Source organism: Pseudomonas sp. PA-1-6B (genome assembly GCF_021609545.1).
Taxonomy (GTDB): domain Bacteria; phylum Pseudomonadota; class Gammaproteobacteria; order Pseudomonadales; family Pseudomonadaceae; genus Aquipseudomonas; species Aquipseudomonas fluorescens_BV.
This window is the reverse complement of sequence record NZ_WJZM01000001.1, coordinates 298,348-322,083: the sequence shown is the minus strand read 5'-3', so window position 1 is coordinate 322,083 and position 23,736 is coordinate 298,348. Positions and strand designations below refer to the sequence as shown.

Annotated in this window: 19 protein-coding genes and 2 tRNA genes; 4 read left to right on the top strand and 17 right to left on the bottom strand. The window is 60.7% G+C overall.

From position 1 onward, the window contains the following. Nucleotides 1–64 precede the first annotated feature (64 nt). The 7 genes from dnaB to rnr all read right to left on the bottom strand — a co-directional run bounded on the left by dnaB (nucleotide 65) and on the right by rnr (nucleotide 7,329). On the bottom strand, nucleotides 65–1,462 hold the full coding sequence (gene dnaB, locus GIV35_RS01380; RefSeq protein WP_003188079.1) for a replicative DNA helicase: 1,398 nt from the start codon (nucleotides 1,460–1,462) through the stop codon (nucleotides 65–67). 110 nt (nucleotides 1,463–1,572) lie between these two features. Further along, nucleotides 1,573–2,019, bottom strand: coding sequence for a 50S ribosomal protein L9 (gene rplI, locus GIV35_RS01375; RefSeq protein ID WP_003171376.1), 447 nt, complete (start codon nucleotides 2,017–2,019; stop codon nucleotides 1,573–1,575). A gap of 18 nt (nucleotides 2,020–2,037) precedes the next feature. Next, nucleotides 2,038–2,931, bottom strand: a complete 894-nt coding sequence (locus GIV35_RS01370; RefSeq protein WP_034125655.1) for a hypothetical protein — start codon at nucleotides 2,929–2,931, stop codon at nucleotides 2,038–2,040. A 36-nt stretch (nucleotides 2,932–2,967) separates the two neighbouring features. Then, nucleotides 2,968–3,198, bottom strand: a complete 231-nt coding sequence (rpsR, locus tag GIV35_RS01365; RefSeq protein ID WP_002551829.1) for a 30S ribosomal protein S18 — start codon at nucleotides 3,196–3,198, stop codon at nucleotides 2,968–2,970. A gap of 28 nt (nucleotides 3,199–3,226) precedes the next feature. Continuing rightward, a complete protein-coding gene (gene rpsF, locus GIV35_RS01360) occupies nucleotides 3,227–3,649 on the bottom strand; it encodes a 30S ribosomal protein S6 (protein ID WP_003236224.1) in 423 nt (140 codons plus the stop codon). A 294-nt stretch (nucleotides 3,650–3,943) separates the two neighbouring features. Beyond that, the gene (rlmB, locus tag GIV35_RS01355) at nucleotides 3,944–4,705 is read right to left on the bottom strand and encodes a 23S rRNA (guanosine(2251)-2'-O)-methyltransferase RlmB (RefSeq protein WP_003188074.1); all 762 of its coding nucleotides are present in this window, start codon (nucleotides 4,703–4,705) and stop codon (nucleotides 3,944–3,946) included. Next, nucleotides 4,702–7,329, bottom strand: a complete 2,628-nt coding sequence (gene rnr / locus GIV35_RS01350; protein ID WP_060764587.1) for a ribonuclease R — start codon at nucleotides 7,327–7,329, stop codon at nucleotides 4,702–4,704. Before rnr ends, rlmB begins: the two co-directional genes overlap by 4 nt. A gap of 224 nt (nucleotides 7,330–7,553) precedes the next feature. Between rnr and GIV35_RS01345 the strand changes: the two genes are divergently transcribed. From GIV35_RS01345 to GIV35_RS01330, 4 genes are all read left to right on the top strand, one after another. Further along, a tRNA-Leu gene (locus GIV35_RS01345) sits at nucleotides 7,554–7,640 on the top strand. A gap of 154 nt (nucleotides 7,641–7,794) precedes the next feature. Next, nucleotides 7,795–7,881, top strand: a tRNA-Leu gene (locus tag GIV35_RS01340). Nucleotides 7,882–8,024: 143 nt separating this feature from the next. Next, entirely contained in the window at nucleotides 8,025–9,050 is a 1,026-nt protein-coding gene (locus GIV35_RS01335) for an extracellular solute-binding protein (protein WP_105225557.1), read from the top strand. Continuing rightward, nucleotides 9,050–10,603 (top strand): ABC transporter permease, encoded by a 1,554-nt coding sequence (locus GIV35_RS01330; RefSeq protein WP_236264531.1) that lies wholly within the window; start codon nucleotides 9,050–9,052, stop codon nucleotides 10,601–10,603. The genes GIV35_RS01335 and GIV35_RS01330 overlap by 1 nt, the downstream gene beginning before the upstream one ends. 108 nt (nucleotides 10,604–10,711) lie before the next feature. Here GIV35_RS01330 and GIV35_RS01325 read toward each other — a convergent pair whose 3' ends face one another. The 10 genes from GIV35_RS01325 to GIV35_RS01280 form a co-directional block, all read right to left on the bottom strand. Then, a complete protein-coding gene (locus GIV35_RS01325) occupies nucleotides 10,712–12,646 on the bottom strand; it encodes a methyl-accepting chemotaxis protein (protein ID WP_236264532.1) in 1,935 nt (644 codons plus the stop codon). A 139-nt stretch (nucleotides 12,647–12,785) separates the two neighbouring features. Further along, nucleotides 12,786–14,075 carry an adenylosuccinate synthase gene (locus tag GIV35_RS01320; protein WP_014716669.1) on the bottom strand — a complete coding sequence of 430 codons (1,290 nt, stop codon included), beginning with the start codon at nucleotides 14,073–14,075 and terminating at the stop codon, nucleotides 12,786–12,788. Nucleotides 14,076–14,129: 54 nt separating this feature from the next. Then, a complete protein-coding gene (locus tag GIV35_RS01315) occupies nucleotides 14,130–15,317 on the bottom strand; it encodes an ATP phosphoribosyltransferase regulatory subunit (RefSeq protein ID WP_034125649.1) in 1,188 nt (395 codons plus the stop codon). 293 nt (nucleotides 15,318–15,610) lie between these two features. Continuing rightward, entirely contained in the window at nucleotides 15,611–16,477 is an 867-nt protein-coding gene (hflC, locus tag GIV35_RS01310) for a protease modulator HflC (RefSeq protein ID WP_003188064.1), read from the bottom strand. Next, nucleotides 16,477–17,652 carry an FtsH protease activity modulator HflK gene (hflK, locus tag GIV35_RS01305; protein WP_213153583.1) on the bottom strand — a complete coding sequence of 392 codons (1,176 nt, stop codon included), beginning with the start codon at nucleotides 17,650–17,652 and terminating at the stop codon, nucleotides 16,477–16,479. Before hflK ends, hflC begins: the two co-directional genes overlap by 1 nt. Nucleotides 17,653–17,748: 96 nt before the next feature. Continuing rightward, entirely contained in the window at nucleotides 17,749–19,050 is a 1,302-nt protein-coding gene (gene hflX / locus GIV35_RS01300) for a ribosome rescue GTPase HflX (protein WP_003188061.1), read from the bottom strand. 12 nt (nucleotides 19,051–19,062) lie between these two features. Continuing rightward, nucleotides 19,063–19,323: an RNA chaperone Hfq gene (gene hfq, locus GIV35_RS01295; protein ID WP_003188059.1), complete on the bottom strand. Its 261-nt coding sequence runs from the start codon at nucleotides 19,321–19,323 to the stop codon at nucleotides 19,063–19,065. 94 nt (nucleotides 19,324–19,417) lie between these two features. Then, nucleotides 19,418–20,389 (bottom strand): tRNA (adenosine(37)-N6)-dimethylallyltransferase MiaA, encoded by a 972-nt coding sequence (gene miaA / locus GIV35_RS01290; protein WP_054896266.1) that lies wholly within the window; start codon nucleotides 20,387–20,389, stop codon nucleotides 19,418–19,420. Next, complete coding sequence (gene mutL, locus GIV35_RS01285; protein WP_105225552.1) at nucleotides 20,389–22,305, bottom strand: DNA mismatch repair endonuclease MutL; 1,917 nt, start codon at nucleotides 22,303–22,305, stop codon at nucleotides 20,389–20,391. The genes miaA and mutL overlap by 1 nt, the downstream gene beginning before the upstream one ends. After that, nucleotides 22,305–23,726, bottom strand: a complete 1,422-nt coding sequence (locus GIV35_RS01280; RefSeq protein WP_003188054.1) for an N-acetylmuramoyl-L-alanine amidase — start codon at nucleotides 23,724–23,726, stop codon at nucleotides 22,305–22,307. Before GIV35_RS01280 ends, mutL begins: the two co-directional genes overlap by 1 nt. Between the last annotated feature and the right edge of the window lie 10 nt (nucleotides 23,727–23,736).

The window sequence follows — 23,736 nt, the reverse complement described above, 5'->3', positions numbered from 1 at the left end:
TTTGGAATGCATTCCCCTGTGGGAGCTGGCTTGCCTGCGATGAGGCCCTTACAGGCGCTTGAAACTACTCGTCGTCGTCGAAGTTGTAGCTACCCGGCGCCAGGTTCTCGAAACGCGTGTACTTGCCGATGAACGCCAACCGGATAAACCCGATCGGGCCGTTCCGCTGTTTGCCGATGATGATTTCGGCAATGCCCTTGTGTTCCGTCTCGGGGTGGTACACCTCGTCGCGGTACACGAACATGATCACGTCGGCGTCCTGCTCGATCGCTCCGGATTCCCGCAAGTCGGAGTTCACCGGACGCTTGTTGGGACGTTGTTCCAGGGAACGGTTGAGCTGGGACAACGCCACCACCGGGCAGTTGAATTCCTTGGCCAGCGCCTTCAAGGAACGAGAGATTTCAGAAATCTCGTTGGTACGGTTGTCGCCACTGGAACCGGGGATCTGCATCAACTGCAGGTAGTCGATCATGATCAGGGCGATATCGCCATGCTCGCGCACCAGGCGCCGGGTACGCGCGCGCATTTCGGACGGGCTGATACCGGCGGTGTCATCGATGAACAGCTTGCGGTCGTTGAGCAGGTTGACCGCCGAGGTCAGGCGCGGCCAGTCGTCGTCTTCAAGCTGGCCGGAACGCACCTTGGTCTGGTCGATACGCCCCAGCGACGAGAGCATACGCATGATCAACGATTCGCCTGGCATCTCGAGGGAGTACACCAGCACCGCCTTGTCGCTGCGTAACACGGCGTTTTCCACCAGGTTCATCGCGAAGGTGGTCTTACCCATGGACGGACGACCGGCGACGATGATCAAGTCGGACGGCTGCAGGCCGCTGGTCTTTTCGTCGAGGTCGGTGTAACCGGTGGAAATACCGGTAATCGCGGCATCGGTGTTGAACAGGGTGTCGATGCGGTCGATGGCTTTGGTCAGCAGGTCGTTGACGCTGACCGGGCCGCCGGTTTTGGGCCGGGCCTCGGCGATCTGGAAGATCTGGCGCTCGGCTTCGTCAAGGATCTCGGCAGCGGTGCGGCCTTCGGGGTTGAAGGCGCTGTCGGCGATTTCGGTGCTGATGCCGATCAACTGGCGCAACGTGGCGCGCTCGCGGACGATCTGGGCATAGGCCTTGATGTTGGCGACGGACGGCGTGTTTTTTGCCAGCTCACCGAGGTAGCCCAGGCCACCCACTTGGGAGGTCTGGCCTTCCTTGTCCAACTGCTCGGCCAGGGTTACCACGTCGATCGGTGAGTTCTGGTCGGCCAGCTTGGCGATGGCGCGGAAGATCAGGCGGTGGTCATGACGATAGAAGTCACCGTCCGAGACTTGATCCAGCACGCGTTCCCAGGCGTTGTTGTCCAGCATCAAGCCACCGAGCACAGCCTGTTCGGCCTCGATGGAATGCGGCGGCACCTTCAGGGCAGCGGTTTGCAGATCGTATTGCTCAGGAGCAGAGATTTCGTTCATGGCCACTTGGAATTTGGGGTGTGTAGAAAAACAAAAGGCACGACCTGTAAACAGGATCGTGCCCGATGTTAACCGGCTGGCACGCGAGGTGCCAGTCAGTTAGGTGCGACTTAAGCTGCTACCACGACAACGCGTACGGTGGCTTCAACTTCGGCGTGCAGGTGCACGGCTACGTCGAATTCGCCTACGTTGCGGATGGTGCCGTTCGGCAGACGAACTTCGCTCTTCTGCACTTCAACGCCGGAGGCGGTCAGTGCATCAGCGATGTCGTGGGTGCCGATCGAACCGAACAGCTTGCCTTCGTCACCAGCGGTGGCAGTGATAGTCACTTCCAGCTCAGCCAGTTGGGCAGCGCGAGTTTCGGCCGACGCTTTTTTGTCTGCTGCGGCTTTTTCCAGCTCAGCACGACGCTCTTCAAACGCAGCCAGGTTGGCAGCGGTTGCAGCGGTGGCTTTGCCGTATGGCAGCAGGTAGTTACGACCGTAGCCGGCCTTAACGTTCACTTTGTCGCCCAGGTTGCCCAGGTTGGCGACTTTTTCCAGAAGGATCAGTTGCATGTGAAAATCCTCTAACTTTTAACCTTCACCGTTCGCGTTATCGGCGTCTTTCGACGCCAGACGACCGCGAAAATCAATCAGGCTGTCAACAATGGCCAAGACCACGAGTAACGGATAGATCAGCTGCATGAACAGCAACAGCGTGACGTACAACCCCACCAGCCAAAACCTGGCCAGTCGCTTTTGCGCGGCAAGCCCATGAATCAGGGCCAGCCCGGCAAACACCAGCGGTACGCTGCAAATCGGCGCCAGCAAGGCCATCTGTGGGCCGAAGTTCGGCCCGACAACCATGCACGCCAGCAGCAACATCGCCGGCCCCGCTGGGATTCTGATACTGCGAAACTCGCGACCAAAACCACCCGGGTTGTACAACAACGCCTGCCAATAACGCCCAAGAATCAGGCTCAGCACGCTGACGACCTGCAACAAAGCCGCAATCAGGCCGGTCAGGACCGGGGCAATCAGTGACGCAAACCGCGCTCGCTCATCTACCGACAAATGCTGGTAGAGATCCCCGAGGGCCAACGGCAGGATCTTGACGATCTCCTGCGCCAGCGCCTCGATCTGCGGGCGGAAAGCCGCGCCAAGCATCACTGAGTACACCAACCCCAATGCCACGCTGACCAGCAGCGTGCGGACCCAGGACTCACTTGCGCGCAAAACCAACGCAAGGCTCGATGACCCCAGCAGTACCAGAAGTACCCGTGGATCACCCATTTGCAGCCACCAGATCAAGGCCGGCAACAAACCCAGGGCAAGAACGCCAAGGGCGTCCTTCAAACCGCGCCGCAGTAGCACAAGGCAACCTGCGGCAGCACCCAACCAATAAAGCAACGGCAATGCCGCACATCCAGCCACTACCAGAGTGGCCTGCACGCGACCGCGCATGATGAACTCAGCTAAGGCGCGCATGCATTCAATCCCTTACTACTTGTCGACTGCCCGGTCTCAGCGGCCGTGGCTGTCGGTGTAGGCCAGCAGGGCCAGGAAGCGGGCGCGCTTGATAGCGGTGGCCAGCTGACGCTGATAACGTGCTTTGGTACCGGTGATACGGCTTGGAACGATTTTGCCGGTCTCGGATACGTAGGCTTTCAGAGTGTTGAGATCTTTGTAATCGATCTCTTTCACGTCTTCAGCGGTGAAGCGGCAGAATTTACGACGACGGAAGAAACGTGCCATTTGATAGGCTCCTTAAAAGGTCCGTGGATTACTCGTCAGCGTTATCGCTGTTGTCGCTGTCATCACTATCAGCGCTATCAGCGCCTTCGTGCTCAGGACGGTCGCGACGCTCACGGCGCTCACTGCGGTTTTCTTCAGCCTTGAGCATCTCGGATTGGCCAGTAACGGCTTCTTCGCGACGGATGACCAGGTTACGGATCACAGCATCGTTGTAGCGGAAGTTGTCTTCCAGCTCGGCCAGGGCCTTGCCAGTGCACTCAACGTTCAGCATCACGTAGTGAGCCTTGTGAACATTGTTGATTGCGTAGGCCAGTTGACGACGGCCCCAATCTTCCAGACGGTGGATTTTGCCGCCGTCTTCTTCGATCAGCTTGGTGTAACGCTCAACCATGCCGCCGACTTGCTCGCTTTGATCCGGGTGGACCAAAAAGATGATTTCGTAATGACGCATGAATGCTCCTTACGGGTTGTAGCCTGCCGCTCAAAAACGGTCAGACAAGGAGTGAATGACACTTATGGATCTTGCCGCAGGGGAGGCACATCGGCGCCTGCCAGGAAGGCAAGGGGCGCAATTGTAGAGAAGGGGGAGAACGGGCGCAAGGTGATTGGTGATTATTTGAACAATCCTGAATAAACACCACAAAACCAATGTGGGAGCTGGCTTGCCTGCGATGACCCTGGCACCGGCAACATCTCTGCCGACTGACACTCCGTCATCGCGAGCAAGCCCGCTCCCACATTTTTATCACTTCTTGGGCTTGGCCTTGGCTTTCGCACCACGCTGACGCTGGGCTTCAAACAGGCAAACACCCGTCGCCACCGACACATTGAGGCTGCTGACACTACCGGCCATCGGCAGGTGTACCAGGTAATCGCAATGCTCACGGGTCAGACGGCGCATGCCTTTGCCTTCGGCGCCCATGATCAGGATGGTAGGGCCGGTAAGGTCCTGGTCATAAATGCTGACCTCAGCCTCCCCCGCCGTGCCCACTACCCACAGGCCGCGCTGCTGGAGCTTCTCCAGGGTACGCGCCAGGTTGGTCACGGCCACCAGCGGAATCACTTCCGCCGCACCGCAGGCGACCTTACGCACCACCGGCGTCAGGGTCGCGGACTTGTCCTTGGGCACGATCACTGCCAGCGCACCGGCAGCATCCGCCGAACGCAGGCAGGCGCCGAGGTTGTGCGGGTCGGTCACGCCGTCCAGCACCAAGAGCAACGGTGCACCTTCGGTACGGTCTAGCAGCTCGTCGAGCATCGCCTCGCCCCACACCTGGCTCGGGCTGACGTCAGCCACCACGCCTTGGTGAACGCCTTCGACCCACACGTCCATTTCACGACGCTCGGCCTGGCCGATGGCAACCTTATTCTGCGTGGCCAACTCGACCAGCGCCTGTACGCGCGGCTCGCTGCGACCTTCGGCCAACCACACCTGCTTGACGCGCTTGGGATGGTGACGCAGCAATGCTTCTACGGCGTGTACGCCGTAGATTTTTTCCAGACTCATGACTTGGCCTTAGGTTTGCGCGACCCGCCGCTTTTTGCGGGAGCCGAACCCGCTTTTGGCGGGCCTTTACGGTGTTTACTTGGCTTGCTCGACGGCTTTTCCGCCCCGTGGGACTTTCCCCCAGACGCCGCTTTACCACCGCTTTTGGCTTCGTTGAGCAACTGCTGCTTCAACTCGCGGCTCTTGCGCAGCTCGGCGTTTTTCGCCGCCGCGTCGCTTGGGCGGTAGGCTTCAGGGGCCTTGTCCTTGGCGGAAGAACGACGACCAGCCTTGGCAGGTGCAGGCTCGGCCGTGGTTTTTGCGGTGGCCGCTTTGCCTTTGGACGCAGGCGCTGTGGTTTCACCACGCTTTTTACGACCCGCAGGCTCAGCCGGCTTGTCAGGCATGCCGAAGTCGATCTTGCGCTCGTCGAGATCGACACGCATGACCTGCACTTCAACGGTATCGCCCAAGCGGAAGCTGCGACCGGTGCGCTCGCCCGCCAGGCGGTGATGCACAGGATCGAAGTGGTAGTAATCACCCGGCAAGGCGGTGACGTGCACCAGGCCCTCGACGTAGATGTCGGTCAGCTCGACGAACAGGCCAAAGCCGGTCACGGCGGTGATCACACCCGGGAACGACTCGCCCACGCGATCCTTCATGAACTCGCACTTGAGCCAGTTCACCACGTCGCGGGTGGCTTCGTCGGCGCGGCGTTCGCTCATGGAGCACTGCTCGCCCAGTTGTTCCAGGGCCGCTTCGTCGTACGGGTAGATCCGTGCTTTCGGAATGGTCATGGCACCGGCGCGCTTGACGTGCGGGGTGTTCTGCTTGGAATGGATCACGCTGCGGATCGCACGGTGCGTGAGCAAGTCCGGGTAGCGGCGAATTGGCGAAGTGAAGTGGGTGTACGCCTCGTAATTCAGGCCGAAGTGGCCCTGGTTATCGGCGCTGTACACCGCCTGGCTCAGCGAGCGCAGCATCACGGTCTGGATCACGTGGTAATCCGGACGGTCCTTGATGCTGGCCAGCAGGGCCTGGTAATCCTTCGGCGTCGGACCGTCCTTGCCTTTGTGCAGGGACAGGCCGAGTTCGCCGAGGAAGGCGCGAAGTTTTTCCAGGCGCTCCGGCGGCGGGCCGTCGTGCACACGGTACAACGCAGGAATTTCGTGCTTCTTGAGGAACTCGGCAGTGGCCACGTTGGCCGCCAGCATGCACTCCTCGATCAGCTTGTGCGCGTCGTTACGGGTGGTCGGGGTGATCGCCGCAATCTTGCGCTCGGAGCCGAAGACAATGCGGGTTTCCTGGGTTTCGAAATCGATCGCGCCACGGGTATGACGGGCACCCAGCAACACCTTGTACAGCGAGTACAACTGCTTGAGGTGCGGGACCACGCCAGCGTATTCGGTACGCAGAGCCTTGGCTTCGCTGGTCTTCGGCGTTTCCAGGATGGTGCTGACCTTGTTGTAGGTCAGGCGTGCCTGGGAGTGGATCACCGCTTCGTAGAACTGGTAGTCGGTCATTTCGCCGGTTTTGGAGATGGTCATCTCGCACACCATGGCCAAACGGTCGACTTTCGGGTTCAGGGAGCACAGGCCGTTGGACAGCTGCTCGGGCAGCATCGGGATCACGCGCTCTGGGAAGTACACGGAGTTGCCGCGCACCTGGGCTTCGTTATCCAGGGCCGAACCGATCTTCACGTAGCTGGACACGTCGGCAATCGCGACGTACAACTTCCAGCCGCCGGAGAACAGGCGCAGCTTGCCAGGCTTGGCTTCGCAGTAGACCGCATCATCGAAGTCGCGGGCATCTTCGCCGTCAATGGTGACAAACGGCAGATGACGCAGGTCGATGCGTTTTTCTTTGTCTTTCTCTTCGACTTCCGGCTTGAGCTTGGCGGCTTCTTTGAGCACGGCCTCAGGCCAGACGTGAGGGATATCGTAGGTGCGCAAGGCAACGTCGATTTCCATGCCCGGCGCCATGTAGTTGCCGACCACTTCAACGATATCGCCCTGGGGCTGGAAGCGCGCCGTTGGCCAGTGGGTGATTTTCACCTCGACGAACTGGCCGACCTTGGCGGCGCCATTACGGCCCGGGGTGATCAGCACTTCCTGCTGGACCTTCGGGTTATCCGGCACAACGAAGCCGATGCCGCCTTCTTCGAAGTAACGACCGACGATGGATTCGTGGGCACGGGACACCACTTCGACGATCACGCCTTCACGACGACCACGGCGGTCGAGGCCAGAAACCCGCGCCAGGGCACGGTCGCCATCGAACACCAGACGCATTTGCGCCGGGCTCATGAACAGGTCGTCGCTGCCATCGTCCGGGATCAGGAAGCCGAAGCCGTCACGGTGGCCGGCAATGCGGCCCAGGATCAGGTCCAGCTTGTCGACCGGCGCGTAAGTGCCACGACGGGTGTAGATCAATTGAGCATCGCGCTCCATCGCACGCAGACGGCGGCGCAGGGCTTCAAGCTGGTCTTCGGTGGTCAGACCGAATTCTTCAACCAGTTGCTCACGGCTAGCAGGCGAACCACGATCGGCGAGGTGCGCCAGGATCAGTTCGCGGCTAGGAATAGGGTTTTCATATTTTTCCGCTTCACGAGCGGCCTCGGGATCGAGGGACTGCCAATCGGCCATTAGAGAGTTTTCACCTTGTCTATATGCGGGTTAGTTTGGCATACGCGTATTGAAACGGGAAATTTCAGGTATCAACAAGCGTTTAAAAGCCCTTTGCGACCCCCGGCGCGCACCTTGCACGACCACTGGCGAAATTTTCCAGGCTTTTTTCATGGCAGGGGTTTACAGCTCAAATATCGCTCCGTATAGTGCGCGCCATCGACGACGGCAACGTTGTTGATGCTGCCCAGGTGGTGAAATTGGTAGACACGCCAGCTTCAGGTGCTGGTGATCGCAAGGTCGTGGAAGTTCGAGTCTTCTCCTGGGCACCAAATTCAGATCAAACCCGCGAAAGCGGGTTTTTTCGTTTCAGGCCTCTGATTTTTAACGGAAAAATTGATTTATATTTTTCGAATCAGGGGTTTACAGATCAAAAGCCCCGCCGTATAGTTCGCCCCATCAACAGCGGCAACGTTGTTAGATAATGCCCAGGTGGTGAAATTGGTAGACACGCCAGCTTCAGGTGCTGGTGATCGCAAGGTCGTGGAAGTTCGAGTCTTCTCCTGGGCACCAAATTCAGATCAAACCCGCGAAAGCGGGTTTTTTCGTTTCCGGGGTTTGAAAACTCCCCAGTGATTTTCCCCTCATCCGCACTTGAGAAGATTTATCGTTTATCCTTGCAATGATTTGTTGCATATAAGCGAGGAACACTTCGGATGATGATCCGTGACAACCGACTCAAGACATCCCTTCTGCGCGGCCTGACCCTCACCCTACTCAGCCTGACCCTGCTCTCGCCCGCCGCCCATTCTGCCGACAAGGTCTCCCTGACCTTATACAACGGCCAACACAAAGAAGTCGGCGATGAACTCGCCAAGGCCTTCGAAGCCAAGACCGGCATCCACGTCAACGTGCGCAAAGGTAGCAGCAACCAGCTGGCCAGCCAGGTCGTCGAAGAAGGTGAGCGCTCCCCTGCCGACGTCATCTACACCGAAGAATCACCGCCCCTGAACAAACTCGGCGAGCAAGGCCTGTTGGCAAAAATCGATGCCAGCACCCTCGATGTACTGCCCAAGGATTACGTGGGCAAAAACGGCGACTGGATGGGCGTGACCGCACGCACCCGCGTCGTAGCCTTCAACCCCAAACTGATTGCCGAAAAAGACCTGCCCAAGTCGGTACTGGATTTTGCCGGCCCCGAGTGGCAAGGCAAAGTCGGCTTCGTCCCCACCAGCGGCGCGTTCCAGGAGCAAGCCGTGGCGATCATCAAGCTGCACGGTCGCGAAGCCGCAGAAGAATGGCTGACCGGCCTGCGCGCCTTCGGCAAGGTGTACAGCAACAATATGGTCGCCCTCAAGGCCGTGGAAAAAGGCGAAGTGGCCACCGTGCTGGTGAATAACTACTACTGGTTTGCCCTGAAAAAGGAAAAAACCAATCTGGATTCCCAACTGCACTACTTCACCGATGGTGATGCTGGCGGCCTGATCACCGTATCCTCCGCTGCCGCACTCAAATCCAGCAAGCATCCCAAAGAAGCTCAGCAATTGCTGGCATTCATGACCAGCGAAGAAGGCCAGCGCGTGATCACCAACACGTCGGCCGAGTACCCGCTGCGCAAGGGCATGGAATCGAACCGCGGCCTCAAGCCATTCAGCGAGCTGCAGCCGCCGAAAGTCACCCCCGCAGACCTGGGCAACGCCGAAGAAGCCCTGGAGCTGGAACGTGACGTTGGCCTGAACTGATGAACCCATCGCTTTCCGTCGCGGGGTTCACCCCCCGTCGCAAACGCCCGTCGATCTGGCTGCTGCTACCCGTGCTGTTGCTGGTTGGCCTGAGCCTGTTGCCGCTCGCCTATGTTGGGTTCAAAGCCTGGCAGGCGGGCTGGACGGAGGCGGTGCATCTACTGTGGCGGCCTTATGTGTTCGGACTGCTGCGCAACACCCTGGCGCTGATGGTCGGCGTGACCCTGACCTGCGGCGTGATCGGCCTGTCCCTGGCCTGGCTGTTGGAACGCAGCAACCTGCCGGGGCGGCGCATCTGGGGCGTGATCCTGTGCCTGCCGTTTGCGGTGCCGGCGTTCGTCAGCAGTTTTACCTGGGTGTCGCTGAGCGCCCAGTTCGAGGGGCTTGGCGGCGCGATCCTGGTGATGAGCCTGTCCAAATACCCGCTGGTATTTCTGCCGGTGGCGGCAACGCTACGCAATCTTGACCCCTCCCTGGAAGAATCGGCCCGCACGCTGGGGCTCAACCGCTGGGGCGTGTTCTTTCGCATCACCCTGCCGCTGCTGTGGCCATCGCTGCTGGCCGGCTCACTATTGATCGCATTGCACATGCTGGTGGAATTCGGCGCGCTGTCGATCATTGGCCTGCAGACCTTCACCACCGCGATCTACCAGCAGTTCGAACTGGAATTCAGCAATGCCAATGCGGCAATGCTCTCGGCAGTGCTGCTGGTGATGTGCCTGACCCTGCTATGGCTGGAACTGCGCATACGCGGCAAAGGCCGGCACGTGCGCATCGGCCAGGGCGCGGCGCGGCACGCCGAGCAGGTTCGACTGGGCAAGTGGACGCCATTGGGCCAGGTGTATTGCCTGGCGCTAGCGATCATTGGCAGCGGCATTCCGCTGGGGATGCTCGGGTATTGGTTGGCAGTCGGTTCGTCGGCAGCGTTTCCGATGGCCGAGATCGGTGAGGCGCTGCTGTCTTCCCTGGCGCTCTCGCTGGGCGGCGCCGCACTGTGCCTGGTACTGGCAGTACCGGTTGGTTTGCTAGTGGTGCGCTACAAAGGGCAACTGGCGATATGGGCCGAACGCTTGCCGTACTTGCTGCATGCCCTGCCCGGCCTGGTGATTGCGTTGACCCTGGTGTATTTCGCCCTGCATTACGTGCCAGCGCTGTACCAGACCTCGGCATTGCTGCTGATTGCTTATGCGCTGCTGTTTTTGCCATTGGCGCAGGCGCCGATTCGTACAGCGCTGAACAAGGCGGCGCCACAGTTGGAAGAGGCGGCGCGCACGTTAGGCGCATCGTCCTTCAGTGCGTTTTGCCGGGTGACGCTGCCAATTATCTTTCCGGCGCTGGGGGCGGCGTTTGCCTTGGTGTTCCTGGATGCGATGAAGGAATTGACGGCGACATTGCTGTTGAGCCCGACCGGGCTGAATACCTTGGCGACGGCCGTCTGGGCGCATACCTCGAATGTGGAATTTGCGGCGGCGGCGCCGTATGCAGCGTTGTTGATTCTGGTGTCGGGGTTGCCGGTGTATCTACTTACGACGCGGATGTATTTGAGCCGCTGAAACAGCTATCGCAGGCAAGCCAGCTCCCACAGTTGACCGCGCTCCAACTTTGGAATGCAGTTGAATGTGGGAGCTGGCTTGCCTGCGATGAGGCCCGTCCAGACAACCTCAAGCCCTGAACTGCCCCAAGCTCGCCTTCAACTGCGCCGCCAACCCATCCAGCACCTTCCCACTGGCCGTCGTCTCCACCACCGCTTGCGCCGCACGCTCGGCCTGGGCATGGATCACCTCCACGCGCCCACGTACCGCATGCGCGCCCTGGGCTTGATGCTCGGCCGCGCGCGTCGCCAGGCCAATCGCCGCATGCACCTGCTCCACAGAAGCCTGCACCGTCTGCTGCAAGCGCACGCTGTCGCGCAGCACCAGCAAGCCCTCACTGGCCTGGCGCCCCGCCTTGCCGATGGTTTCCACCGCCTCACGCGCGCCCTGTTGCAATGCCACGATATGCGCCTGGATATCGCCAGTGGAGCTTTGGGTCTTGCTCGCCAGCGCACGCACTTCATCGGCCACCACCGCAAAGCCGCGCCCAGTCTCGCCAGCCCGTGCCGCCTCGATGGCCGCGTTGAGAGCGAGCAGGTTGGTTTGCTCGGCGATGCCATGAATCACGGTCAACACCACTTCAATCTGTTCGCTTTGCTGCGCCAGCCGTTCGATCACCTGGGAACCGGCCTGCACCTGCCCCGCCAACGCCTCGATCAAGCTACCGACTTCAGCCGAGGTTCGTGAGTTTTCATCCGTGGCCTGGCGAATATCCACCACCTGCTGCAAGGCCGCCTGCATAGCGTGGCTTTCGGCCTGGGCCTCGTCGGCCATTTGCGACAAAGCGCGCAAACTCTCGGCCACTTCATCACGCTGCAAGCCCGCCGCCGCATCGGCGCCAGCATTGCGCAACGTCATGGCGCCGATTTCCACGCCAGTACGCTGGGCCACGTCGCCTGCCTCCCGTACGATGGGCTGCAGCTTATCCACAAAGCGATTGACCGCCGAGGCCATATCGCCGATTTCATCCTTGCTGCTGATCTGCACGCGCTTGGTGAGGTCGCCCTCGCCGGCCGCCAGATCATCCATCGCGGCAATCAGCAACTTCAGGCGATTGACCACGCGTCGCCCCAGCACAATGGCGATCAGCAGCAATACCCCAAGCCCCACCAGTGCCAGGCCCATCCCGATACGCCAACGCAGGGTGCCCGCCGCGTCTTGCACGGCGCTGGCGGTATTGGCCGTCATTTGCGTGGCAGTGGCTTGCGCCGATTGCAGCCGGGCGCCCATGGCGTTGGCGCTGTCAGCTGCGGCTCCCTTGAGGCTATCACCCACCAGCTGATCACCGCTGGCGATCAGCGCGGCAAAGCGCTTATCCAACGCTTGCAGGTTTGCCTCAACCGTCGCGGTCGACACACCCATGCGCACCTTGCCGATTTCCACGCCGTTGGGGCTGATGGAGGCTTCGACGTAATACACGGAGGGGTCTGTCTTGGCCGCGTCCAGCACCTTGTCCAGCGCACGCTCCCCTGCCCCCTTCGCCAGCAGGGCCTGGTTGATAGGGTTTTCGCGATTCAGGTAACGGGTCAAGTGCTCGCCCGCAGCGTCGTCATACACCACAAACAGCACATTGGGGTTGCGCTGGGCCCGGCGGGCAAACTCTGAAAGGGTCGGCACGTCACTGTCCCACATGGCACGGGGCGCGACCGAGGCCAGCAGTTGCGCCATGTCATTGGCGGAGTCCTGCAGGTCTTTTTCCAGCGTCGCACGCAACTGCTTTTGCTCTTCCTGCAAGCGCGTGGAAAGCCCGGCTGTCAGTCGCTGGCGCGTGCTGGCGGACAGACTGTCCAGGCTGGACGTGACTTCCTTGCCAGCCTGGGCTAGTTCGCCAGACAACTTCTGGCTATCAATGCCCAGGCGATTGCCCAAATCGGCTTCCAGCGCCGTCACCGTGCTCCGCGTCAGCGCGACGGCCACCAGCACTTGCACCAAAAGGGCGATACCAAGGGTAACGAACACCGGCCGCAACAGACGGCTTTGTAACAACGAGAGAACGGCAGACACTGGAAATCCCTCCACCACGGGTGCCATTAATTTGATAGCACCTCGAAAGAGGGAAAAACAGCAAGGGTCGTGCCGCTTGCCAGGCAGAAACGACAAAGGGCTCCCGAAGGAGCCCTTTGCTTTTTACATCAACAGCTTATTACGCGAACGGGTGACGCAGAACGATGGTCTCGTTGCGGTCCGGGCCGGTCGAAATAATGTCGATCGGTGCACCGATCAGCTCTTCCACGCGCTTGATGTAGGCGCGAGCATTGGCTGGCAGTTCTTCCAGGGTCTTGGCGCCCACGGTCGATTCGGTCCAGCCTGGCACTTCTTCGTACACAGGCTGCAGGCCCACGTAGCTGTCAGCGTCAGTCGGGGCAACATCGTTGCCTTGGGCGTCTTTGTAGCCGACGCAGATGTTGATGGCTTCCAGACCGTCGAGTACGTCCAGCTTGGTCAGGCAGATGCCCGAGATGCTGTTCACATCGATAGCGCGACGCAGGATAACGGCATCGAACCAGCCGCAACGACGAGCACGGCCAGTGGTGGCGCCGAATTCGTGGCCTTGCTTGGCCAGGTGCGCGCCGACGTCGTCGAACAGCTCAGTCGGGAACGGGCCCGAACCTACGCGAGTGGTGTAGGCCTTGGTGATACCCAGGATGTAGTCCAGGAACATCGGGCCAACGCCAGAACCGGTCGCAACGCCGCCAGCGGTGGTGTTGGAGCTGGTCACGTACGGGTAGGTACCGTGGTCGATGTCCAGCAACGAGCCCTGGGCACCTTCGAACATGATGTCCTTGCCAGCGCGACGCAGATCGTGCAGCTCGGCCGTCACGTCCAGCATCAGCGGCTTGAGCAGCTCAGCGTATTCCTTGCACTCGGCCAGGGTCTTTTCAAACTCGATGGCTGGCTCTTTGTAGTAACCGACCAGCATGAAGTTGTGGTAATCCACCAGTTCACGCAGTTTGTCTTCAAAGCGCGGCATGTTGAGCAGGTCGCCCACACGCAGGCCACGACGTGCAACCTTGTCTTCGTAGGCCGGGCCGATGCCGCGACCGGTGGTGCCGATCTTCAGCTCGCCACGCGCCTTTTCACGGGCCTGGTCCAGCGCAACGTGGAAGGACAGGATCAGCGGGCAGGATGGGCTGATACGCAGGCGCTCGCGCACCGGTACGCCTTTTTCTTCCAGCTTGGTGATCTCGCGCAGCAGGGCGTCAGGCGCGACCACCACGCCGTTGCCGATCAGGCACTGCACGCCTTCGCGCAGGACACCCGACGGGATCAGGTGCAAGACGGTTTTTTCGCCATCGATGACCAGGGTGTGGCCAGCGTTGTGGCCACCTTGGTAGCGCACTACGGCGGCAGCATGTTCGGTCAGCAGATCAACGATCTTGCCTTTGCCCTCATCACCCCATTGGGTGCCCAGGACTACGACATTCTTACCCATAACACTTGTCCTCATTCGCGCAAACTTGGTGCCGGCGATGGCCGGCAGGAAAACTCAAGAAGCCAGTGGCGATACTTGCCAAAGCCCGTTCTGCTGAATCAATTGCCGGTCGCAGTCCGCTTCACGGGCGGCGGCCAATGGCTGCCCAGGCAAGGCCTGGACTACACGCTGACCCTCACGGCGTAACTGGCAAACCTGCTGCCAGAGCGCTGCGTCCGTACTGTCGGGCATCCAGATGCCACCAGACGGCAGCTCGACCTCAGCACGCCCCAGGGTCACCAGGGTTTTCAAATCGGTGGAAAAACCAGTGGCCGGACGCGCACGACCGAAGTCGGCGCCGATATCGTCATAGCGACCACCTTGGGCGATGGCCTGGCCAACACCCGGGACGAATACCGCGAACACCACACCGGTGTGGTAGTGGTAGCCGCGCAATTCACCCAGATCAAAATACAGCGGCAGCTCCGGGAACCGTGCCGACAGGCGCTCGGCAATTGCCAGCACATCGTCCAGTGCTGCCAATACCGGTGCCGGCGCATTGGCCAGGCGCTCACGCGCAGCCACCAGCACTTCACGGCCGCCGCACAGATTTACCAGCGCCCGCAGCATGCCAGCCAGCTCAGCAGGCACACCCTCGGTGAGAGCGATCACTTCATCGATCGCCTTACGCTGCAGGGCATCGAACAACTGTTGCTCCACTTCACCGGACAACCCGGCAGCACGCGCCAGGCCACGGTAGATACCGACGTGGCCCAGGTCCATGTGCACGTCCGGCACATCCGCCAGTTGCAGCATGGCCAGCATCAGGCTGATCACTTCCACATCGCTGCTCGGGCTGGCATCGCCGTACAACTCGGCGCCCAACTGGATCGGGCTACGGGAAGACGACAAGGCGCGCGGCTGGGCATGAAGTACGCTGCCGGCGTAGCACAGGCGGCTCGGGCCTTCACGACGCAGGGTGTGCGCATCGATGCGCGCCACTTGTGGCGTGATGTCGGCACGGAACCCCATTTGCCGGCCCGATTGCGGGTCGATGACCTTGAAGGTGCGCAGATCCAGGTCCTGGCCCGCGCCGGTCAGCAGGGATTCCAGGTACTCGATATGGGGAGTCACGACAAACTCGTAACCCCAGCTCTGGAACAGATCCAACACCTGGCGACGCGCTACTTCAATGCGCGCAGCTTCTGGTGGCAGTACTTCTTCGATGCCATCTGGCAGCAGCCAGCGGTCTACCGTTGCCATTACGCCATTCCCCTTTGATCCGGGCGGCCAGCCCTCGGCCGAGCCTTGAGTGAAGCAGAAAATACCCGCCCCTTGCATAAACCACGCGCAAGAGCGACGTGACGAACGGCCTGCAAACGGCCTCGTCGGGCACTTTCCTCGAAAAACCTGTCACGCCTGCCGAATCAAACATGCAGACGCAAAAAAGCCGGGAATTTCCCGGCTGCCGCATCATACACCCGTTTTCTGAAAGGATCACCCCGCCAGGCATTTTAGCCGCCCGACGGAGTGCGCCTTACAGAATCACAGGCTGGTTACTTGGACTTTTCCAGGTAGCGGAAGAAGTCGCTGCTTGGGTCCAACACCAGTACGTCGGTTTTGTTCGCGAAGCTTTCACGGTAGGCGCGCAGGCTACGGTAGAACGCGTAGAACTCCTGGTCCTGGCCGTAGGCCTTGGCGTAGATCGCCGCGGCTTGAGCATCGCCGTCACCACGAGCCTCTTCAGACTCACGATAGGCTTCTGCCAGCAGTACACGACGCTGACGGTCGGCATCGGCACGGATACCTTCAGCCAACTCGTTACCCTTGGCGCGGTGCTCACGCGCTTCACGCTCACGCTCGGTGCTCATACGCTCGAACACGCTGCGGTTTACTTCCTTGGGCAAGTCAATGGCCTTGACGCGAACGTCGACCACTTCAATACCCAGCTCTTTTTCCGCCATGGTGTTCAGCGAGCGAGTGATGTCAGCCATCAGCGCATCACGCTCACCGGATACCACCTCGTGCAGGGTGCGCTTACCAAACTGGTCACGCAGGCCCGATTCCAGACGACGGGACAAACGCTCGTCGGCAATCTGCTTGAGGCCGGAAGTCGCGGTGTAGAAGCGCTCGGCATCCTTGACGCGCCACTTGGCGTAGGCGTCAACCATCACGGCTTTCTTTTCCAGGGTCAGGAAGCGCTGTGTCGGTGCATCCAGGGTCATCAGGCGGGCGTCGAACTTGCGCACCTGGTTGACGTAGGGGACTTTCACATGCAGGCCCGGCTGGACATCCGCCTGGACCACGCGACCGAATTGCAGCAGCACCGCACGCTCGGTCTGAGCGACGATGTAGAAGCAGTTCCAGGCAGCGATGACCACGACGACACCCACAATCAGGGCGGTCAGCGATTTATTGCTCATCAACGACTCTCCCTGGTACGTGTTTGCTGTTGCAGCAAGTCAGCGGCCGCACGGGCGCTCGCTTCGTTGGCAGCGGCATTCGAACCGGTGGACGGTGCGCTGGTGCCGCTGCGACCACCTTCGATCATCTTGTCCAGCGGCAGGTACAACAGGTTGTTCTGCCCACCTTTGCTGCCGGTCACGAGAACCTTGCTGGTGTTGCTGAAGACTTCCTGCATGGTGTCCAGGTACAGACGCTCGCGGGTCACTTCAGGAGCCTTGCGGTACTCGGCGACCAGTTTTGTGAAACGATCTGCCTCACCCTTGGCGCGGGAGACCACTTCATCGCGGTAACCGTTGGCATCTTCAAGGATGCGCTGGGCCTGACCACGGGCTTCCGGCACAACGCCGTTGGCATAGGTTTCAGCCTGGTTGCGCGAACGCTGCTCGTCTTCACGTGCACGGATCACGTCGTCAAAGGCTTCCTGCACTTCACGCGGTGCCGCTGCGCTCTGTACGTTCACCTGGGTAACGGTGATACCGGTGCGGTAAGTGTCGAGGAAGCGTTGCAGACGCTCCTTGATTTCGCTGGCCATCAACTCACGACCTTCGGTAAGCACCTGGTCCATGGCGGTGGAACCCACCACGTGGCGCAGGGCACTTTCGGTTGCGTGTTGCAGGCTGATTTCCGGCTGATCAACGTTCAGCACGAAGTCTTGCAGGTTGCTGATCTTGTACTGCACGGTCAGCGGCACTTCGACGATGTTCTCGTCTTCGGTCAGCATCTGGCCCTGCTTGGTGTACGCACGCTCACGCGTCACGTTCTCCATGTACTTCTTGTCGATCGGCGGGAAATAGATGTTCAGGCCTGGCCCGACAGTCTCGTAGTACTTGCCGAAGCGCAGCACCACGGCTTGCTCCTGCTCGTCCACCACGTAGACCGCGCTGTACAGCCATACAGCCGCGAGCACGACAAGACCAAGGCCCAGCAGGCCATAGCCACCGCCCTTGCTTGTGCGACCGCCGTCGTCACCACCACGTTTTTTTCCACCACCGAACAACCCATTCAGGCTTTCCTGCAGCTTTCGGAAGGCCTCGTCGAGATCCGGTGGCCCCTTGCGGTCGCCATTATTGCGGCGCTTACCACCCCAAGGATCCTGATTATTCGAGTTGCCACCCGGCTCATTCCAAGCCATAGCGCTCTCCATCTGATAAAGCAAAGACGCACCCACGGCGCGCCGACCAATGCTACAGAATGCCTGCTACTGCGGCACAACCGCTTTCTCAGGCTTTTATTGCAAAGTGTGTTGTTCGATGAACTCTGCCGGTACAACACCCTCTCGGCTGACCAGCCGATTGAGTTCCGAGCGTGGCAATCGAACAGCCAGCAAGCTGACACCTTCTTCGTCGTGCTCTTCTTTCTGTACCGCGCCCAACTCGAAAAATTGTGCACGCAGTCGAGCAAAACGCTGCGGCAAGCGCAAGGTGCCGACGAACAAATCGCTGCCGAGCAATTCGGCAATGGCTTGTTCCAGCAGCTCCAAACCACTGCCATCTCGCGCCGACAGCCAGACCCGCTGGGGCTTGCCGTTCTCGTCGCGCTGGATCTGTGGCTCAACGCCCTCAAGCAAATCGAGTTTGTTATAGACCTCGAGGATCGGCAAGTCCTGGGCACCAATCTCGCCCAGCACCACCATGACCTGTTCAATCTGCAACATGCGATCCGGTTCGGCCGCATCGATCACGTGCAACAGCAGGTCGGAATTGCTCGACTCTTCGAGCGTAGACCGAAATGCCTCGACGAGCTTGTGGGGCAGGTGACGAATGAAACCCACAGTATCGGCCAGCACAATCGGCCCCAGGTCGTCGATGTCCAGACGCCGCAGGGTCGGGTCGAGGGTGGCGAACAGTTGGTCGGCCGCGTACACATCCGACTTGGTCACGTTATTGAACAACGTGGACTTGCCGGCGTTGGTGTACCCCACCAGGGACACGGTCGGGATATCCGCACGGGAACGGCCACGTCGCGACTGTTCACGCTGGCTGCGCACTTTTTCGAGGCGGCCCTTGATCTGGCGCAGGCGAACCCGCAGCAGACGCCGGTCGGTTTCCAGCTGGGTTTCACCCGGGCCACGCATGCCGATACCGCCACCCTGACGCTCAAGGTGAGTCCAGCCGCGAACCAGGCGCGTGCTCATGTGGTCAAGCTGGGCCAGTTCAACCTGGAGCTTACCTTCATGGGTGCGGGCGCGTTGGGCGAAAATATCGAGAATCAGACCGGTACGGTCGATCACGCGACACTCGAAAACACGTTCGAGGTTACGTTCCTGACTGGGCGTGAGGGTGTGATTGAAGATCACCAGATCGGCTTCTTCGGCATGAACCAGGTCGCGCAGTTCCTCGACCTTGCCGCTGCCAATCAGGTATTTGGCGGTTGGCCGATGACGCGGCACGTTAAAAAACGCAACGGTCTCGGCGCCGGCCGAATTTGCCAACTCCTGAAACTCCTGCGGATCTTCGCGCGCCTCAGGGTCCTGTCCATCCAAGTGAACGAGGATTACTCGCTCACCACCACCGTGGCGCTCAAAGAACAAAGGAGACTCCTATCAGGCGTTACCTGGCTCAGCGTCACCCTGTTCATCACCTGCTGCGCTAGGCAGACGGATTGGACGAACTGGAACGACTGTCGAGATAGCGTGCTTGTAAACCATCTGGCTGACGGTGTTTTTCAGCAGGATAACGAATTGGTCGAACGACTCGATCGTACCTTGCAGCTTGATGCCGTTGACCAGATAGATGGAAACCCCAACTTTCTCTTTACGTAAAGTATTCAAGTAAGGGTCTTGTAGCGAATGCCCTTTTGACATGTGCCGCACTCCTTTAAGGATCAATAATAAAAAATCGGAAAATAGATAGCTTATGGCCGTCACACCCCCAAGGATAGACGGCAATTGCAAGGACTCAGCTCAATATGGAGACCGTTCCCAAGTATTTCAAGGCGCGTGACAGATTGTCGCTGTCCAGGCTGTCCAACCAGTGCAAATCGCTCCAGCTGCGCAGCCAGGTGAACTGGCGCTTCGCCAATTGGCGCGTGGCAATGATGCCGCGCTCCTGCATTTCGGCGGACGTCAGCTTGCCATCCAGATGATCCCAGACTTGGCGGTAGCCTACAGCACGTATCGAAGGCAGCCCTGCATGCAGGTCGCCTCTTGAACGCAATGCTACGACCTCGTCCACAAACCCCTGTTCCAACATTATTGTGAATCTTTGTGCAATTCGTTCATGCAACACCTGGCGGTTTGCCGGAGCGATGGCCAGATTCGCCACAGTATAGGGCAATTGTGACTGTCCAGATGCGCCTGCATCAGTACTTTGCGCAGTTTGTTTCAGGCGATGTTCAGTCATGGTCTGGCCACTGACGCGCCAGACTTCCAGGGCGCGTGTGAGCCGCTGGGGGTCATTGGGATGAATACGTGCCGCAGACACCGGGTCTACCGCCGCCAACTGGTCGTGAAGGGCCTGCCAGCCAAGGCGCGCAGCCTCTTCTTCAAGCTCGGCGCGCACCTGGGCATCAGCAGGCGGCATATCGGCCAAGCCTTCCTGCAACGCCTTGTAATAGAGCATGGTGCCGCCCACCAGCAGCGGGATATTGCCGCGCGCGGTGATCTCGGCCATGGCCGCCAGGGCGTCGGTGCGAAAGTCCGCCGCCGAATAGCTCTGCGCGGGGTCGATGATGTCGATCAACTTGTGCGGATATTGGGCCAACAGCGCCTTCGACGGCTTGGCCGTACCGATATCCATGTCCCGGTAAACCAGGGCAGAGTCGACGCTGATCAACTCGCAGGGCAGCACCTTGGTCAGCTCGATGGCCAGGTCGGTCTTGCCGGCGGCCGTGGGGCCCATCAGGAAAATGGCGGGGGGCAAGGCACTCATCAGCGGCCGCGCAAGAACAGTTTGTCCAGATCATCCAGGCCCATCTGGGTCCAGGTCGGTCGGCCATGGTTGCATTGGCCGCTGCGCTCGGTGTTTTCCATGTCGCGCAGCAGGCCGTTCATTTCCGGCAGGGCCAGGCGGCGGTTGGCGCGGATGGCGCCGTGGCAGGCCATGGTGCCGAGCAATTCGTTGATATGCGCCTGGATACGGTCGCTGGTGCCGTACTCCATCAGGTCTGCCAACACGTCGGCCACCAGGCGGTTGGCCTCGGCCTGCTTGAGCAGCGCGGGAATCTGGCGGATCGCCAGGGTTTCCGGGCCCAGGCGTTGCAGCTCGAAACCCAGCTTCTGGAACACACCGTGATGTTCTTCTGCGCAGTCGGCTTCACGCTGGCTCACCGCCAGGGATTCGGGCACCAGCAGCGGCTGGCCGCTGAGGCCTTCGCTGGCCATGGCGATCTTCAGGCGCTCGTACATGATCCGCTCATGGGCAGCGTGCATGTCCACCAGCACCAGGCCATGGGCGTTTTCGGCGAGGATATAAATGCCTTTGAGCTGCGCCAGGGCATAACCCAGCGGCGGAATATCACCGCCGCCTTCGGGCAACGCCACAGCAGCACCCGACTCGGCACCCGGCAGCGGCGCGAAAAACTCACGGTACGCCGCCTGGGCCTCGGCCACCGGCGCCGTCGATTGCGGGCGCGGTGTGTATTGATACTGATAACCCGCACCGGCACCCGAATTCGGCGCCGTGTAGGCTGGCTGCGCCTGCGGCGATTGCAGCAGGTTGGCCGCCAGGCTCATCTCGCCCTGGGGGCCGAACTCGCCGGCTTCCGGGCCGCTCGGCCGCACCACCGCCGTGACAATCGGCGCTGACAACTGATCATCCGGACGCACGTCACCCAAGGCGCGGTGCAGCGTGCCGTAGAGGAAGTCATGCACCATGCGCCCGTCACGGAAGCGCACCTCGTGTTTGGTCGGGTGCACGTTGACGTCGACCACCGAAGGGTCAACCTCAAAGAACAGCACAAAGGTCGGGTGTCGCCCGTTGAACAGCACATCGCGATAAGCCTGGCGCACCGCGTGGGCCACCAGCTTGTCGCGTACCGCCCGGCCGTTCACAAAGAAATACTGCAAGTCGGCCTGGCTGCGGGAGAACGTCGGCAACCCGACCCAGCCCCACAACCTCAAGCCATTGCGCTCGATCTCAATCGGCAGCGCCTGTTCCAGGAACCCGCTGCCACACACCGCTGCCACCCGCCGAGCACGCGCGGCGTCGTCGTTGGCTTCGTGCAGGCTGAGGATGGTCTTGCCATTGTGGCGCAGGTGAAACGCCACATCGAAACGCGCCAAGGCCAGGCGCTTGATGACTTCTTGCAGGTGATCGAATTCGGTTTTCTCGGCCTTGAGGAATTTGCGCCGCGCCGGGGTATTGAAGAACAGGTCGCGCACTTCCACCGAAGTGCCCACCGGATGCGCCGCCGGCTGGACCCGAGGCGCCATGTCGCGGCCTTCGGTTTCCACCTGCCAGGCTTGCTCGGCGCTACGGGTGCGGGAGGTCAGGGTCAGGCGGGCCACGGAGCTGATGGAGGCCAGGGCCTCGCCTCGAAAGCCCAGGCTCATGACCCGCTCCAGGTCTTCCAGGTCGCGGATCTTGCTGGTGGCGTGACGGGCCAGGGCCAGGGGCAGGTCATCCGAAGAGATGCCGCTGCCATCGTCACGTACCCGCAACAGCTTGACGCCGCCCTGCTCCACATCGACATCAATGCGTTTGGCACCGGAGTCGATGCTGTTTTCCAGCAACTCCTTGATTACCGACGCCGGGCGTTCAACCACCTCACCCGCGGCGATCTGGTTGGCAAGGCGCGGGCTGAGCAATTCAATGCGCGAGCCGCTGTTCAAGGTGGATTCGCTCATCACTGCGCCGCCAATGAGGTGCCGGGAATGGTCAACACCTGGCCGATCTTCAACTCGTCGGTTTTCAGGTTATTGGCGCTGCGCAAGGCTGCAGGCGTGACCTGGAAACGGACCGCCAGCATGGCAACGGTATCACCGGGTTGCACACGATGGTCACGCGGGCCCTGGGCGATTTTGCCGGAGTCGCGCAGCCAGGCGATATAGGTGCCCGGCGGCGGGTTTTGCTGGAAGAACTGGCGCACACCGGCGCTGATCGAGCGCGCCAGCGCTTGCTGGTGGCTGGCGCTGGCCAGTTTCGACGCTTCGTTGGCGTTGGAGATAAACCCGGTTTCCACCAGGATCGACGGGATGTCCGGCGACTTCAACACCATGAACCCGGCTTGTTCCACACGCTGTTTATGCAGCGACGTCACGCGACCGATATTACTCAGCACTTTCTGCCCGACGTTAAGGCTGGAAGTCAGCGAGGCCGTCATCGACAGGTCGAGCAGCACCCCGGCAAGCATCTTGTCCTTGTCATCAAGGGAAACGTTGCCGGCCCCGCCGATCAAGTCTGAACGGTTTTCACTATCGGCCAGCCAGCGCGCAGTCTCGGAGGTAGCGCCGCGATCCGACAGGGCAAATACCGAGGCGCCAAAGGCAGCGGTTGAAGGCGCAGCGTCGGCGTGAATGGACACGAACAGGTCCGCGCCCTTCTTACGGGCAATTTCGGTACGGCCACGCAACGGAATGAAGTAGTCACCGGTACGGGTCAGCTCGGCGCGGTAGCCTTTCATGCCGTTGACCTGGCGCTGCAGTTCACGCGCAATGGCGAGCACCACGTCTTTCTCATGCTGGCCGCGTGAGCCGGAAGCCCCCGGGTCTTCGCCACCGTGGCCGGCGTCGATCACCACGATAATGTCACGCTTGCCTGCCGGTGCAGGCGGCGGTGGTGGCAGCTTGACCTGGGGTTGCGAAGGGTTGACCGGCACCGCAGGCACCGTTGCCACGCTCGGCGTTGGCGCAGGCGGCGGTGCGGCGTCGGCGGGGTTGTCGAACAGGTCGACCACCAGGCGGTTGCCGTACTGGGCGTTGGGGGCCAGGGAGAAGCTTTTGGGGGTCACGGCCTTTTTCAGGTCGATAACCACACGCAGGTCGGTCGGCGTACGCTGGGCCGAGCGCATGGCGGTAATGGGCGTGTTGGCGGTGGAGACTTTCAGCGGCGCGGCCAGGCTGGCACCGTTGATGTCGATCACCAGGCGATCAGGCGCCGTCAAGGTAAAGACGCTGTGCTGGACCGGGCCAGACAGGTCGAACACCAGTCGCGTGTTATCCGGCGCTCGCCACAGGCGAACACTTTTCACCTGTGAAGCAGCCAGAGCATTGACAGTCATTGCCGCAAGCAACACCCCCACGACAGCAACCAACGCGCGAAAGCGCATACCTAACCCC